Annotated in this window: 13 protein-coding genes; 12 read left to right on the top strand and 1 reads right to left on the bottom strand. The window is 62.8% G+C overall.

Annotation, left to right across the window (positions count from 1 at the left end; translation table 11 throughout):
- Positions 1-8: 8 nt before the first annotated feature.
- The 12 genes from BLU67_RS02140 to BLU67_RS02195 all read left to right on the top strand — a co-directional run bounded on the left by BLU67_RS02140 (position 9) and on the right by BLU67_RS02195 (position 14,250).
- Positions 9-995, top strand: coding sequence for an AAA family ATPase (locus BLU67_RS02140; protein ID WP_092561529.1), 987 nt, complete (start codon positions 9-11; stop codon positions 993-995).
- Positions 992-4,045: a transglutaminaseTgpA domain-containing protein gene (locus BLU67_RS02145; RefSeq protein ID WP_092561531.1), complete on the top strand. Its 3,054-nt coding sequence runs from the start codon at positions 992-994 to the stop codon at positions 4,043-4,045. Before BLU67_RS02140 ends, BLU67_RS02145 begins: the two co-directional genes overlap by 4 nt.
- Before the next feature lie 44 nt (positions 4,046-4,089).
- Positions 4,090-4,848: a YebC/PmpR family DNA-binding transcriptional regulator gene (locus tag BLU67_RS02150; protein WP_092561533.1), complete on the top strand. Its 759-nt coding sequence runs from the start codon at positions 4,090-4,092 to the stop codon at positions 4,846-4,848.
- 26 nt (positions 4,849-4,874) lie between these two features.
- Complete coding sequence (locus tag BLU67_RS02155) at positions 4,875-5,600, top strand: sulfite exporter TauE/SafE family protein (RefSeq protein ID WP_092561535.1); 726 nt, start codon at positions 4,875-4,877, stop codon at positions 5,598-5,600.
- A gap of 10 nt (positions 5,601-5,610) precedes the next feature.
- Positions 5,611-6,231, top strand: coding sequence for a crossover junction endodeoxyribonuclease RuvC (gene ruvC / locus BLU67_RS02160; protein ID WP_092561537.1), 621 nt, complete (start codon positions 5,611-5,613; stop codon positions 6,229-6,231).
- Positions 6,232-6,308: 77 nt separating this feature from the next.
- Entirely contained in the window at positions 6,309-6,893 is a 585-nt protein-coding gene (gene ruvA, locus BLU67_RS02165) for a Holliday junction branch migration protein RuvA (protein WP_092561539.1), read from the top strand.
- Complete coding sequence (gene ruvB, locus BLU67_RS02170; protein ID WP_092561541.1) at positions 6,893-7,921, top strand: Holliday junction branch migration DNA helicase RuvB; 1,029 nt, start codon at positions 6,893-6,895, stop codon at positions 7,919-7,921. The genes ruvA and ruvB overlap by 1 nt, the downstream gene beginning before the upstream one ends.
- A gap of 87 nt (positions 7,922-8,008) precedes the next feature.
- Positions 8,009-8,410, top strand: a complete 402-nt coding sequence (gene yajC / locus BLU67_RS02175; RefSeq protein WP_261976996.1) for a preprotein translocase subunit YajC — start codon at positions 8,009-8,011, stop codon at positions 8,408-8,410.
- Between the two features lie 47 nt (positions 8,411-8,457).
- Positions 8,458-10,242, top strand: a complete 1,785-nt coding sequence (secD, locus tag BLU67_RS02180) for a protein translocase subunit SecD (RefSeq protein ID WP_261976997.1) — start codon at positions 8,458-8,460, stop codon at positions 10,240-10,242.
- Positions 10,239-11,375: a protein translocase subunit SecF gene (gene secF, locus BLU67_RS02185; protein WP_092561543.1), complete on the top strand. Its 1,137-nt coding sequence runs from the start codon at positions 10,239-10,241 to the stop codon at positions 11,373-11,375. The genes secD and secF overlap by 4 nt, the downstream gene beginning before the upstream one ends.
- Positions 11,372-11,917 (top strand): adenine phosphoribosyltransferase, encoded by a 546-nt coding sequence (locus BLU67_RS02190; RefSeq protein ID WP_092561545.1) that lies wholly within the window; start codon positions 11,372-11,374, stop codon positions 11,915-11,917. The genes secF and BLU67_RS02190 overlap by 4 nt, the downstream gene beginning before the upstream one ends.
- 35 nt (positions 11,918-11,952) lie before the next feature.
- Positions 11,953-14,250: a RelA/SpoT family protein gene (locus BLU67_RS02195; protein WP_092561547.1), complete on the top strand. Its 2,298-nt coding sequence runs from the start codon at positions 11,953-11,955 to the stop codon at positions 14,248-14,250.
- Here BLU67_RS02195 and BLU67_RS02200 read toward each other — a convergent pair.
- Positions 14,247-14,765 carry a hypothetical protein gene (locus tag BLU67_RS02200; protein ID WP_092561549.1) on the bottom strand — a complete coding sequence of 173 codons (519 nt, stop codon included), beginning with the start codon at positions 14,763-14,765 and terminating at the stop codon, positions 14,247-14,249. The two genes, BLU67_RS02195 and BLU67_RS02200, sit on opposite strands and share 4 nt — an antisense overlap.
- Positions 14,766-14,822 lie beyond the last annotated feature (57 nt).

Raw genomic sequence — 14,822 nt, forward strand, 5'->3', positions numbered from 1 at the left:
TCGAAAAGATGACAGAGCTGACCGAGAACGAGGCCCGGGCCGTATCCCAGATCACGGAGCGCGTCGTCTCACACGTCTCGCGGGGGCTCACCGGAAAAGACGACGTCATCCGATCCGCGTTCCAGGTCATGCTGACCGGCGGCCACCTGCTCATTGAAGACGTTCCCGGCGTCGGTAAAACACTCCTCGCGACGGGCCTGGCCCGCGCCTGCCAGCTCAGTTTCTCCCGCATCCAGTTCACGGCCGACCTCATGCCCGGTGACATTACCGGCGTGCGGGTCTACAACCCCGCCGACGGTGCGTGGAAGTTCGAAGCCGGCCCCATTTTTCACGAGTTGGTCCTCGCCGATGAGATCAACCGTTCCGGTCCGCGCACGCAGTCGGCGCTGCTGGAAGCGATGGAGGAGCGACGGGTCAGCGTCGATGGCACGACCTACCTCACTCCGCAGCCCTTCTTCGTCATCGCGACCGCCAACCCGGTCGAAATGGACGGCACGTTCCAGCTGCCCGAAGCTCAGCGCGATCGCTTCACCGCCCGCTTATCCATCGGTTACCTGGACGAAGCAGGCGAGGCTGCCATGGTCGCGGCTCGTACCGCCGCCCGCCCCGACGAAACCGCGGCTGCGAGCGTGACCGCCGTGACGAGCGCCAAAGACCTGCTCGCCGCCCAGGTCCTGGTGCGCAAGGTTTACGTCGCCGATGCGCTGTACCGCTACGCCGTCCGCCTGGCCGACGGGACGCGCCGCACCGACGTCTTCCGACTCGGCATTTCTCCCCGCGGCGTCATCCACGTCATTGTCATGGCCAAAGCCATCGCCATCACCGCGGGCCGCACCCACGTGTTACCCGACGATATTCAGACGGCAGCACACTCGACGTGGCGGCACCGCCTCACGCTCACCCCGGCGGCGGCGCGCGCCGGCGACAACGTCGGTGACGTCCTGACCAATATCCTGGCCCGCACGCCCCTGCCCTCTCGGACACCGCGCTCATGAGGCGCGTGCGCCCAAGCCTTGTCGCGATCATCGTGATCGCTCTCATCGCTGGTGCGCTCTGGCTCGCAACGACCTGCAGCCTGCGTGCGGGAGCACTCGCCGCCGGAGTCCTGGTCGGCATCATCTTTGCGAGCCTCCTCGCCCTCGCGTACCGCGAGCGCAGGATCACGCCGCGACCTCACCACCCGGCCATCACGAGTGGGCAGGTGCCGACATGGCAGTCCCGCCTGTGGAGCTTCCAGCTGCCGACGCTCGGCTACGGTGTCGCACACCTGCCGCGCTTCGACCTGTTCGCCCTGTTGCCCTTTGGCCTCGCGCGAGCCGCGAGCCCGGTGCGTAGCGATGAGGACATTCTCGTCCTGCCGCGATCAGCTCCCGCCGATGCGCGCTTGCTGTCCGAGATCGTCACGTCCGAGCGCCAGCAGACCTCCTCGATCCTGGACGCGATGCAGGCCCGCGGCTATCTGCCCGGAGACAGTCCCAAATCCATGCACTGGAAGGCGAGCGCCAAAACCGGCTCGCTCATGACCAAGGTCGCAGAACGCGTCTCAAAACCCATCATCGCGATCGCGATCGACAACCGCACCACGCACGCGGGGGTGTCCTTCGCCGATGTCCTCGCCACGGCCGTCGGGGTAGCGGAAACCCTCCACGACCTCGGCGCCCAGGTCGCGCTCGTTGGCCCCCGTGGCGAACTGCTCACCGTCGGCGACGATGAGCGGGACATGCGCCATACGCTGGCGCTCATCGAACCCGATACCGACCTCGCCGCCGAGCTCGGCTACCTCGATGATGCCCGCGTCGTGCTGTGGGCCGGGGCGGGAACACCGCCCAGCCAGCTGCGCGGAATCCCGGTTCGAGCAATCCCGATCGCGGATTCCTCCCAACCGGCCGCAAGCCCCATGGACGTGACGGGGGTGCGCGCGAGTGAACGCCGCAGGCGCCTAGCGCCAGTCGCCTCCCGACTCTTGCGTGCGCTCCTCGCCTTCGTGGTATCGGTCCTCGCAGTTCGGATCGTCGCGGAACTCGCTCCTGGCGCGTGGACTCGAACGGCGATGATCGCCGCCGGCATCATCGTTGGGCTGGGGTTCGTGCTGCGCTCGATTCGCTCCAGCGATTCGACGATCCTCATCGCCGCTCTCCAGGTGCTCGTTCCCATTGGCCTCTACCTGCGTCAGTTCGGCCTCGATAGCCCGGCCGGGCTCCTTGGCGGGGGAGCGAACGAACTCGAACGCATGTATCCGGGCGATGCGCCATCGGCGATTCTTGGCACCCTGCTAGCGATCATGACGAGCTTGCTCGCGATCGCCTTTGACACCGACCTGTCGGCCGGTAGGAGCACCATCCATCTGGTCGAGCGCTCTCGGCGCCGCGGCCTGTGGGTCGGTCCTGCCAGTAGGACTGGATTGTTCTCTATCATCGTGCTGCTCGTGCTGCTCGCCCTGCCCGAAGTCTTTACCGGGCAACTAGGCGAGCGCATCAACGTCATCCTCGCCGCAGCGGCGGTGCTCAGCATTGCCGCTCTCCATCTCGCTCGCGTGCGCCTGATGAAAAGCCCCACAACGGTGCTCGCAACCGGACTGGTGGCAATCATCCTCGGGGGCCTCATCGGGGCCCTAGCACCCTTGACGCCGACCTCCCTGCCGCTGGCACAGCACTTTGCTACCGGCGGAGCGCAATCGCTCTACCGCATCACCGGGATGACCTCGCTCGACCCGCGGGTGTCCATCGTGCAAAACTCCATTGCCCCAGCAAACCACCCGATCTTGCGTACCTCCGAAGAGATCTACCTGCGAACTGCGGTGCTCACCGCATTCGACGGCCGCAGCTGGTCCATGGGCGCTGCCCCCTCGGTTGTTATGGCCAATGGCGGAGCGCCGGAACCAAGCGAGCAGCCGCGCCACGAGCTCGAGATCGTGCCCGAGGACGAAATTGCCGGCTTCCTGCCCGTGCCCGTCCGCCCCCTGCAGATCGCCGGACCGGAGTTCGGGGTCTTCATCCCGCCCGAGGACGCGCCGGCCGTGCGCGCACTTGGCATCATCGACCCCTATCTCGTCGGCTACACCTCGCAGCCCACGATCGAGGATTACCTGAGCGAGACAATGTCGGTGTCATCCCAGTCAATGAGTGACCTCAGCGTGGATCCCGATGACCAACGACGCGAGCTCGCCGTCTCCATCGTCGGGGAGAGCACCCAGGTCGATGAGCAGCTGGGGGAGTTGTTGCGCTACTTCTCCACTTTTGACTACTCGCTTGACGTGTCTACGCCCGCGGGGGCCGACCCGCTCGAGCACTTTCTTGAGACGCGCGAAGGCTACTGCGAACAGTTCGCCGCCGCCTTCGCCCTGTTCGCCAACGATCTCGGCATCCCCGCCCGCGTCGCCGTCGGTTACGCACCAGGCCGCCCCGACGGCGAGAGCTTCCTCGTTACCAGCGCGCAGGCACACGCGTGGGTCGAGGTCTTCCTCGATGGCTCCTGGATCACCGTTGACCCGACCCCTGGCGGACCCGCCGTTGACCGTTCCTTGCAGCGCAGACTCGGGACCTTCCCCGGCACGTTGCCCTCGGTTGGGCCGACCCTCGCTCCGACGACTGAGGCCGAGCCAAGCGCCCCAACAGCCTCTGCGAGCCCGAGCGCGCCGCAGCCCGAACCAAGCGATGTCGGAGCTGCGCCGCGAACAAAGGTCAGTTCTTCGCAGCCGAGCGAACTGCCGCGCTACCTCGCCCTGCTGGCAGTGCTGGCCTCGATCGCGGCTGCTAGCTTCCTGTACTGGCGGCGCACCACCAGCATCGAGCAGGCCCTGATTGCTGACGTCGACGACGCCCTGCTCTACGCGCTGCGCCGATCGGGCTCTGGCGTGCCCGAGGGCAGCACTGAGACCCAGCTCGCCGATTCGCTTGCGGCCGCGCGCAACGATCTCGCGGCCGAAGCCCGGGAAGCAGCCGAGCTACTCACCCGCGCGAGGTATGCCGCAGCGCCCTTTAAGCCCACGCGGGCCGAACGCCAGCGTGCGCGGCAGGTGGCTTCAAAGCTCCGCCGCGAATCATGAGATAATGGCACGCGGATAACACGATTCGAGGATGGAGAACACCCATGTCCGGTCACTCTAAGTGGGCCACGACGAAACACAAGAAGGCAGCCCTCGACGCCAAGCGAGGAAAGCTCTTTGCGCGCTTGATCAAGAACATTGAGGTCTCGGCCCGCACCGGGGGCGGCGACCCCGCCGGAAACCCGACGCTGTTTGATGCGATCCAGAAGGCCAAGCGCAACTCCGTCCCGGCCGACAACATCGAGCGCGCCGTCAAGCGCGGCTCCGGCGAGGAAACCGGCGGCGCCGACTGGGAAACCATCATGTACGAAGGCTATGGACCGGGAGGCGTCGCCTTCCTCATCGAGTGCCTCACGGATAACCGCAACCGAGCCGCCTCCGACGTGCGCGTCGCGCTCACCCGTAACGGCGCTACGCTCGCCGATCCGGGCTCGGTGTCCTACCTGTTTTCTCGCAAGGGCGTCATCGTCGTTCCGAAGACGGAGTCCGTCACCGAAGACGATGTGTTTGCCGCCGTGCTGGATGCCGGGGCCGAAGAAGTCGAAGATCATGGCGAGGTCTTTGAAGTCCGCTGCGAAGCAAGCGATGTTGTAGCCGTGCGCACCGCCCTGCAGGACGCCGGCATCGAGTATGACTCCGCCGAGGCTCAGTTCGTGCCGGCAACGGAAATTGAGGTCGACCTTGAGGGCGCGAAGAAGTGCTTGAAGCTCGTCGATGCGCTCGAGGACTGCGACGACGTGCAAAACGTCTTCGCCAACTTCGATGCATCCGATGAGGTCATGGCGCAACTGAACGAGGACTAGTCCTGAGCCCGCTCATCCTAGCGATCGTGGTGGCCGCCTTCCTCCTCGGAGGCGGCCTCCAACGTATTTCCGGGATGGGCACCGGGATTGTCGCCGGACCAATCCTGGCGCTGAGCCTGGGGCCCGTGATCGGGGTATTAACGACCAATACTGCGGCCATCGCGACCGCGGCGGTCCTGACGATCTCGCTACGGGCCCACGTCGACTGGGGCCGAGTCGCAATGATCTGCGGTCTCGGGACGATCGGGATTATCGCGGGCGTCGCTGTGATCCACGCCGTCACCTCCGCCTGGCTTGAGGTGCTGATCGCGGTGCTCCTGCTCGCGGGGCTCGCCCTGACGAGCTTCCGGCTCGGTAGTCACCCCGCTCGCGCCCGAAGTATCGATGCGGCCAGCGGATTTACCGGCGGTCTCATGAACGCACTCGTAGGCATGGCCGGCCCCATCCTCGTGATGGATTCGCGGATTACCGGGTGGGACCACGTGCGATTTGCGGCCTCGCTCCAGCCCATTTTTCTGGTACTTAACTCGGTCTCGGTTCTCGCCAAGCTCATTCCGGGCTTGCCGCCCGGGAGCACCCTGCCGCCCTGGTGGGTCATTCCGGTTGTCATCGCCGCGGTGTTAACAGGTGCCGCTATCGGTGGCCGGTTGGCGAAACGGATCCCAGCTCACCGCGCACGAGCCCTTGCGATCGTCGTGGCCACGGCCGGCAGCATTTCGCTGTTGGTCAAGGGCCTGTCTGCACTGATCTAGGATCGAAGCTATGCGTGTCATGGGAATCGATCCAGGCCTCACCCGCTGCGGAATCGCCGTCGTGTCCGGTCCTAGCGCCCCGATCCCTGGCAGCATCGGCAGCGCTAAACCGGGCTTCATCGCAGCCGACGTGCTACGCACCCACCCCAACAAAGACCTGGAATTCCGGCTCGCGGAGATCAATACCCAACTCAATCGATGGGTAGAGACCTATCGGCCGGAGGTGCTCGTCGTCGAGCGAGTCTTCGCCCAGCACAACGTCTCTACGGTGATGGCCACGGCTCAGGTTGCCGGCCTCGCAATGGTTGCCGCCGCATCGCGCGGAGTCCCCGTCGCCCAGCACACCCCATCCGAGGTGAAAGCGGCCGTCACCGGATACGGCGACGCGCCCAAGGAACAAATCCAGCACATGGTCAAGCGGATCCTCGGACTTGCAGAGCTTCCGCAACCAGCCGACGCCGCTGACGCGCTAGCCCTCGCCATCTGTCACGTCTGGCGTCAAGGCAGTGCCGTGGCGACCGATACCGCCCAGCAAACCAGCGCCCAACAACGATGGGCGGCGGCAGAGCGAGCCGCACGACGCACCGGCTACCGCTCTGGGCGCGGACGCCTCGGCAAGAAACCATCCTAAGATTCCGGCGAGTCCACCATCGTTTCGTACAGCCGTTCTATTATGCTGTACTCGCAAGCTGCGCGTAAGGAGATGTCATGATCGATCACGTCCGGGGCCAGGTCAGCACGATTGGGCTCGACCACGTCGTCATCGACGCCGGCGGCTTTGGGATGCGGATCGAGGCTACCCCGGCCACTCTTGCTGCTTTGCGTACCGGGGACGAGGCCACAGTGGTGACCGAGTTTATTGTTCGCCAGGACGCGATGCTGCTGTACGGTTTCGCTGACGATGATGAGCGAACCTGTTTCCGTGCCCTGCAGACGGTCACAGGGGTCGGTGCCCGTACCGCACTCGCGGTCCTTGCCGTCCATAACCCGGATGAACTGCGACAAGCCGTCGCTACCGATGACATTAACGCACTCCAAAAGGTCCCCGGGATTGGTAAGAAATCGGCCTCCCGCATGGTCCTTGAACTGAAAGACAAACTTGGGGCACCGCGCCAGGAGGTTGCTGCCGCGTCACCCGTGAGCCAGGCGGATCCGAGTGTGGCTGATGCACTCGTGGGACTTGGCTGGCAGCTGAAGGCGGCCGAAGCTGCAGTCGAGACGGTCTACCAACCGGGCATGACGACCGCGCAGATCCTGCGGGCCGCGCTGCAGCACCTTGGCGGTAAGAAGTGATGGACTTCGAAGAAGAACGGGTAGTTGACGCCCAGGCGGGAGACCTCGAGCGTGCCGCAGAGGCCGCGCTTCGCCCAGGAAGTCTCGGTGAGTTCGTTGGCCAGCCCAAACTTCGGGCCCAGCTCGATCTCGTGCTCACCGCCGCTGCACAGCGCGGGGCGGCGCCCGATCACGTGCTGCTTTCAGGGCCACCCGGGCTCGGAAAGACAACCCTCGCCATGATCATCGCGGCCGAGACCGGGGGAGTGCTGCGGCCTACCTCGGGTCCGGCCGTCCAGCACGCTGGAGATCTCGCGGCGATCCTTTCCTCACTGAACGAACACGACGTGTTGTTTATCGACGAGATCCATCGCTTAGCGCGAGCCGCTGAAGAAATGCTCTACCTGGCCATGGAGGACTTTCGGGTCGATGTCGTCGTCGGCAAGGGCCCTGGAGCCACCTCTATTCCGCTCACCCTGCCGCGATTCACCGTCGTCGGTGCTACGACGCGCGCCGGACTGTTGCCGGCGCCCCTGCGTGATCGATTCGGTTTGACGGGCCATCTCGAGTTCTACTCCGATGATGAACTCGAGCGTGTTCTCACCCGTTCGGCGGGATTGCTGAACGCGACGCTAGATCCGCAGGCTGCCGCTCTGCTTGCGGCGCGCTCGCGCGGAACTCCTCGGATCGCCAACCGGTTGCTGCGTCGCGTCCAAGACTGGGCACAGGTTCACGGCACCGGCGCACTTGATCTCGCGGCCACCGAAGCAGCGCTTGAGCTCTTTGAAGTCGACGCCAAGGGACTCGATCGCCTCGACCGAGCCGTCCTGCACGCACTGTGCACGAGATTTGGCGGTGGCCCGGTCGGACTAACCACATTGGCCGTGGCCGTCGGGGAAGAGGCTGAAACGGTGGAGACCGTGGCCGAGCCCTTCCTTGTGCGCGAAGGGTTTATCGTCCGGTCACCCAGGGGCCGAATGGCGACGGCAGCGGCCTACCATCATCTCGGTTTGACTCCACCTGCCGACGGAGCTTTCCCGGGACTATAAGGTCACACACATCACGTCGTCTTTGTGAAGTGACGGCACTGCCTTAGAATCGGTACGGTTACCCCTGCCCCAACCGTGGAGAGACACATGGATCCGTTGCTGATGATGCTCGTTGTTGTGATCGGCATGGTGTTGCTGATGAACTTCTTTGGCAAGAAGCAGCGCCAAAAGATCATGGAACAACGCGAGAGCGCCATCGTTATTGGAAACCAGGTGCGAACCCAGTCCGGTTTCTACGGCACCGTCGTCGATATCGATGGAGATACCGTCACCCTCGAATCACCTGCCGGTGATGAGACGGTCTGGCACAAACACGCAATTGCCATGGAGCAGGCTCCGCCCTACGCCACTGCAGAGGAACTCGAAATCGAAGGCGAGAGCGCTGACCCCACTAACCCTGCGCTCACCGAAGGCTATGAGCCCGAATTCGGCGAGCGGTTGGATACTCACAACAATGAGCCCGGAGAGGGCCCCACGACGCAGCGATAAGCGCGCGCCGACTTCGTCGTCCCAATCGTCCCGTTGAAAAGACACCTGTGAATACTGCGCCCAAAAGTTCCAAACCGGAACCGATCAAACCGTCACGTCCGCTACGGCCGCTGGCACTCCTCGCGATCCTAGTTATCGCGATCTTCGCGTCGCTGGGAATCGGGACGAAGACCTCCGATGCAAGTTGGGCGCCCAAGCTCGCCTTGGACCTTGAAGGTGGCACCCAGCTCATTTTGACGCCCAAGACGACCGACGGCTCACAAATCACGCCCGAGGATATTGACGAAGCAATCGCCATTATTCGCCAGCGCGTGGATGCCTCTGGCGTCGCAGAAGCCGAGATCACCCGGCAGGGCCAGCAAAACATCGTCGTCGGACTTCCAGGTACGCCGAGCGATGAGACGCTCGACCTCGTCCGGCAATCTGCCTTGATGCGCTTTCGACCGGTCTTGGAAATCGGTAACCCCGGTGTCGTGACCGAAGAGCAACTGAAGAGCACGCAGGGTGAGGACATCGAGGGCGCAGACGATCCGTATCTCGCTGCTGCCGACCAAGATAAGGACGGCAAGCTTTCCGAGGAACCCGCGACTGACCCCGCGAATAACTCGGACCCGGCCTGGGTCACCGAGAAGGTCCTCTATGACTTCTTGAAACTGGATTGCACCGATCCGGCGAACGTCACCGGCGGCGCAACTCACCCGGCCGATAAGCCGATTGTTGCGTGCGACCCGGAAGGTAGCGCTAAGTTCATTCTCGGGCCGACGGATGTCGAAGGCACCCAGATCTCGAGCGCGCAGGGACGTCCGCACTCTAACGGTCAGGTTTTGACCGGTGACTACGAAGTTGGTCTTGAGTTCAAGTCCGAGGGCACCAAGCAGTTCGCCGAAACCTCGCAGCGCCTCGTCTCGCTTCCGCCGCCCCGCAACCAGTTCGCGATGGTGCTCGATGGGCTCGTGATTTCGGCGCCGCGGATGCAGTCAGCAATCCTTGACGGTAAGGCCTCCATCACGGGTGGCTTCACTCAGGAGCAGTCCTTCGCCTTGGCCAAGCAGCTGTCCTTCGGCTCGCTGCCGTTGAACTTCGAAGTGCAGTCCGAAGAACAGATCTCTGCGACTCTCGGGACCGAGCAGCTTGAGCGCGGTATTTTGGCGGGCGTTATCGGCCTCGGCCTCGTCATGATCTACATGATCTTCACCTACCGCGGACTCTCGGTCATTACGATGGCCTCGCTGCTCATGGCCGCGATCCTGTCCTACGGCACGATCGCGTTGTTGAGCTGGACCCAGGGCTATCGACTCTCGCTGCCTGGTGTCGCCGGGTTGATTGTTGCTATCGGTATTACCGCGGACTCCTTCATCGTGTACTTCGAACGTGTGCGCGACGAGGTGCGGGAAGGCGCAGATCTCCAGACTGCGGTCTCTCGCGGCTGGAAGCGCGCTCGCCGCACGATTCTGGCCTCGGACGCCGTGAACTTCCTGGCGGCCATCGTGCTGTATTTCCTCGCCGTGGGCGGCGTCCGCGGCTTCGCCTTCACCTTGGGCCTGACGACGCTTGTCGATCTACTGGTCGTGTTCTGGTTTACGCACCCGCTGCTTGAACTGCTGGTGAAAACCCGGTTCTTTGGTGGCGGCCACAAGTGGTCCGGACTGGATCCGACGCATCTTGGTGCTACTCCGGTCTATCGCGGCCGTGGCCGCGGTATCGAGGCCCCCAAACCCAAAAAGGCGAAGGTCGCGGCCCCTGTGAAGGGATCTAGCACGCTAACCATTGCGGAGCGGCGCGCTGCCGAACGGCGAGCTCAACGCGAAGCGGCTGAGGAGGAGAGCAAATGATCTCACTAGCCACATTCGGTAACGAGCTGTACACGGGGGAGCGGTCCTATCCGATCGTCCAGCGACGCAAGTGGTGGTTTATCATCGCCATTGCGGCGATGGTCCTGTCCGGGCTGATCGTGGGCATCAAGGGTCTGAATCCCGGAATCGAGTTCCGCGGCGGCACCGAGTTCACCATTTCCAAGACATCGGTCCACACTGGCGATGCGGCGCGCGATGTCCTTGCGAAAAACGGGGTGTCTGAACCGCCTCGTGTTTCCACCGTTGGCACCGACACGGTGCGTATCCAGACCGAGAATATTCCGGTCCCCGAAGGCAAGACCTCCGGCGAAATGCTGCGGACGGTCTCAGATGAGTTAGCCGCCGCCTACGGCGTGGCCGATAATGACGTGACCTCTAGCTCCGTCGGACCATCGTGGGGTGCCGATGTCTCGAAGAAGGCCCTCCAAGGCCTCGTCACCTTCATGGTGCTGGTAACGATCGTGATGGCGGCCTACTTCCGCGCATGGCGAATGGGCTTGGCCGCGATCCTCGCGCTCATTCACGACGTCATCGTCACGATTGGCCTGTACGCCCTCGTCGGCTTTGAAGTGACGCCGGCATCCGTGATCGGGTTGCTCACTATTTTGGGCTACTCGCTATACGACACTGTCGTGGTGTTCGATAAGGTGCGTGAGAACACCGAGGGCCTGTTCGAGCAGTATCAGGTGACGTACGAGGATCAGGCGAATCTGGCGGTCAATCAGACTCTCGTCCGCTCGATCAACACGTCGATCGTGGGTATCTTGCCCGTGGGCTCGATTCTCTTCGTGGGTGCGTTCCTACTGGGAGCTGGCACCTTGCGCGATATTGCGCTCGCGCTGTTTATCGGCATGATCATCTCGACCCTATCCTCGATCTTCCTTGCGACTCCGCTTGAGGTCGTCTTCCGTAACGGAGAAGCACGCATCAAGGAACACACCCGTCGAGTCCAGATCGAACGCGGTGAGATCGACCCCGAGGAGGCCACCGTTCCAGTGTCACGGCCGAAGTCCTCGGCAGCCGCTAAGGTGGACACTAGTACTGACGTGGTCGAGCCGGGACAGCACCTGGGAACGCGTCACCAGCCTCGAAAGAAGAAGGGTCGCCGATGAGCTCGCCACAGCTGCCGGTCGAATTGACGGACCTCGTTAAAACCCATATCCGCGAAGTTGCAGACTTTCCGGAACCGGGTGTGCTCTTTAGAGACATCACCCCCCTCTTAGCTGACGGTCCGGCATTCCGGGAACTCATCAAGGGTCTCGCTGAGCACTACCGGGGTCGAATCGACTCCGTGGCGGGGCTCGAATCCCGCGGTTTCATCTTGGCTGCGCCGCTCGCGGTCGAACTCGGAATCGGGATGATTACGATCCGCAAGGCCGGCAAGCTTCCTGGAGCGGTCTTCGGCGTGGACTATGCCCTCGAATACGGTACGGCCCGCATGGAGGTCCATCCGGAGATCGTGAAGGATGGGGATCGCGTCCTCATCATCGACGACGTGCTGGCAACCGGTGGCACGGCACGGGCTGCGATCGACCTCGTGGAGCATTCCGGAGGCAGTGTCGAGGCGCTTTGCATGCTTCTCGAGCTTGCGGGCCTGTCCGGGCGATCCAAGCTCGAAGGCTATCAAGTTGACTCCGTCGTCACATACGAGTGAGCAGAGAACTAGCCAGGCTGGCTTAGACTAGGGGTATGAGTTCACCCGAGTCCACAACCCCAAGTGGGAACACGTCGCAGCGCTCGATGCTGCACTGGCTCGGGACGCGTAAGCATAAGGTCGATCCGGCGATCGAGAAGATCGTCAAGGCCCTGCATGAGAACCACCCCAAGGCACCCACCGATCTGATTGAGCGTGCCTACGTTGTCGCGAAGCGGGCGCACGAGGGTCAGTTTAGAAAGAGCGGCGAGCCATACATCACCCACCCTGTTGCGGTGGCAGAGATTCTCGCCGAATTAGGGATGACGCCGTCAACGCTCGCGGCCGCGCTGCTGCACGATACGGTCGAAGACACCTCCTACCGGCTGTCCGACCTGCGCGCGGAGTTCGGCGACGATATTGCACTGCTCGTTGATGGCGTGACCAAACTCGACAAGGTCAACTATGGCGATGCTGCGCAGGCAGAAACCGTACGCAAGATGGTCGTGGCAATGTCGAAAGACATTCGCGTTCTCATCATTAAATTGGGCGACCGCCTGCACAATGCCCGCACGTGGAAGTATGTTCCGTCCGAATCCGCGAAACGCAAGGCTCGCGAGACCCTTGAGATCTATGCCCAGCTAGCGCATCGTCTCGGCATGAACGCCATCAAGTGGGAACTCGAGGATCTCTCTTTCGAAACCCTGTACCCCGAGGTCTATCAAGAGATCATCCACCTGGTCTCGGACCGCGCCCCTGCGCGCACCGAATACCTCAATAATGTCCTATCGCGCATCGAAGATGTCCTGGGCAAGGCGGGTATTCAGGCAACGGTCACTGGCCGGCCGAAGCATTACTACTCGATTTACCAAAAGATGATCGTGCGAGGTCGAGACTTCAACGACATCTACGATCTAGTCGGAATCCGAGTGCTCGTTGACACCGTGACCCAGTGTTATGGCGTTCTTGGTGCGTTGCATGGCTGTTGGAAGCCGCTGCCCGGCCGGTTCAAAGACTATATTTCGGTTCCGAAGTTCAACCTCTATCAGTCGCTCCACACGACGCTCCTCGGCCCCGGTGGTAAGCCGATCGAAGTGCAGATCCGGACCTATGAGATGCATAAGGCCGCGGAGTTTGGCGTCGCTGCCCACTGGAAGTACAAGCAGAATCCGAACGCTACGACGCACACGGATGCCCCCGGCTCGGATCCGCAAGACATGCGCTGGCTACGGCAGCTGGTGGACTGGCAAAAAGAAACGCAGGACCCTGCCGAGTTCCTCGAGTCCTTGCGCTATGAAATGGCCTCGACCGAGGTCTACGTTTTCACCCCGCGCGGTGACGTCATCACCTTGCCCTCCGGCTCGACCCCGATCGATTTCGCCTACTCGGTTCACACCGAAGTCGGCCACCACACTGTGGGAGCGCGGGTTAACGGCAAGCTCGTTCCCTTGGAGACCCAGCTCGATAACGGCGATACAGTCGAGATTTTCACTTCGAAGGCGGAAAATGCCGGACCCAGCCGCGACTGGTTGACCTTTGTCGGCTCGGCCCGCGCACGTAACAAGATCCGTGCGTGGTTCTCCAAGGAACGTCGCGAAGAGGCCGTTGAAGAAGGCAAGACCCTCATTGCTAAGGCGATGCGGAAACAGAACCTTCCCATCCAGCGCCTCATGAGCCATCAATCCTTGACGGCCCTTGCCGATGAGCTGAAGTACCAGGACGTTTCGGCCCTGTACGCCGCGGTAGGCGAGCGCCACATCTCAGCCGGTAATGTCGTGACGCGAGTCATCGAGCTCGTCGGCGGCGACGAAGGCGCTGAAGAGGATTTGGCCGAGGCGACGGTGCCCGGCACCCAGCAGGAACGCCGCGCGAGCCTGAATGAACCCAACGTCATAGTCGAGGGCATGCAGCAGGGCGAAGCATGGGTCAAGCTCTCCAAGTGTTGTACACCCGTTCCAGGTGACGACATCATCGGGTTCGTGACTCGCGGTTCCGGGATTTCCGTGCACAACGTGGATTGTGCGAACGTTGCCAACCTCAAACGAGAGCCCGAGCGCATTCTCGAAGTTAGCTGGGGGGAGCACCGGCAGGGCTCTTTCCTCGTCCAGGTCCAGGTCGAGGCTATCGACCGTGCGGGACTGCTGAACGATATTACGAAGATCCTGTCGGATAACCACGTCAACATTCACTCCGCTTCCACCTCGGTCAACCGCGACCGACTGGCCGTACTGCGCTTCGTTTTCGAACTCGCCGATGCCACCCATATGACCCATATTTTGTCTGCGTTGCGCAGTGTTGACGGGGTCTATGAAGCCTCCCGCATCCGGCCAGGCGCACGTCGGCAAAGCCGCTAGTGGCCCATCATCTCTAAAATTTCCACGACTTCCTCCCACACGGGGCGGGCGATCTTTGACGCCCGGCAGCGGTGGGCAAGCTTCGATGAAGAAATCCGTGAGCGAAGGTCGATGATGTCACTCAGGTACGTCAACCCGTGGACGCTGAGCGTGTCCATGATGCTGCGATAGGGTTCGGTCACGACGCGGCTACCGAATCGCACGAAATCTCGATAGTGCAGGTGCACGTCCAAGACGCGGGTGCCTGGCGGCGGGGCCTTGGCCCGCGGATAGATCTCGTGGATGTCGGGCACCCGCGCGCCCCACACGAAGAGCGCCGACCGGCCAGCGATGACATAGTCGCCCTGCAGCCGATGGCTCACGATGCGTGACCGGAGATCCGGGTCCGAGCGGATCGGGAGTAGTGACGGATTCGTCGTGAGAAATCCGAGCTGCCAGGAATCGGTTTCCAAGAGCGGATCAATGACGGCGTCGCTTGGTCCCGTGGGACGAAGGTGGGCGATCGGGGAGTGCATACCGTCAGTAGACACGACCTCGGGGCGCCGTGGAAGATATCCACAGCGCCCCGAAAC

Source organism: Bowdeniella nasicola (assembly GCF_900107735.1).
Classification (GTDB): Bacteria; Actinomycetota; Actinomycetes; order Actinomycetales; family Actinomycetaceae; genus Bowdeniella; species Bowdeniella massiliensis.

Bases quoted from the DNA above. Each gene is read 5' to 3' on its own strand.
- BLU67_RS02140 (WP_092561529.1), top strand. From the start codon at position 9: ATGACAGAGCTGACCGAGAACGAGGCCCGGGCCGTATCCCAGATCACG.
- BLU67_RS02145 (WP_092561531.1), top strand. From the start codon at position 992: ATGAGGCGCGTGCGCCCAAGCCTTGTCGCGATCATCGTGATCGCTCTC.
- BLU67_RS02150 (WP_092561533.1), top strand. From the start codon at position 4,090: ATGTCCGGTCACTCTAAGTGGGCCACGACGAAACACAAGAAGGCAGCC.
- ruvC (WP_092561537.1), top strand. From the start codon at position 5,611: ATGCGTGTCATGGGAATCGATCCAGGCCTCACCCGCTGCGGAATCGCC.
- ruvA (WP_092561539.1), top strand. From the start codon at position 6,309: ATGATCGATCACGTCCGGGGCCAGGTCAGCACGATTGGGCTCGACCAC.
- ruvB (WP_092561541.1), top strand. From the start codon at position 6,893: ATGGACTTCGAAGAAGAACGGGTAGTTGACGCCCAGGCGGGAGACCTC.
- yajC (WP_261976996.1), top strand. From the start codon at position 8,009: ATGGATCCGTTGCTGATGATGCTCGTTGTTGTGATCGGCATGGTGTTG.
- secF (WP_092561543.1), top strand. From the start codon at position 10,239: ATGATCTCACTAGCCACATTCGGTAACGAGCTGTACACGGGGGAGCGG.
- BLU67_RS02190 (WP_092561545.1), top strand. From the start codon at position 11,372: ATGAGCTCGCCACAGCTGCCGGTCGAATTGACGGACCTCGTTAAAACC.
- BLU67_RS02195 (WP_092561547.1), top strand. From the start codon at position 11,953: ATGAGTTCACCCGAGTCCACAACCCCAAGTGGGAACACGTCGCAGCGC.
- BLU67_RS02200 (WP_092561549.1), bottom strand. From the start codon at position 14,765: ATGCACTCCCCGATCGCCCACCTTCGTCCCACGGGACCAAGCGACGCC.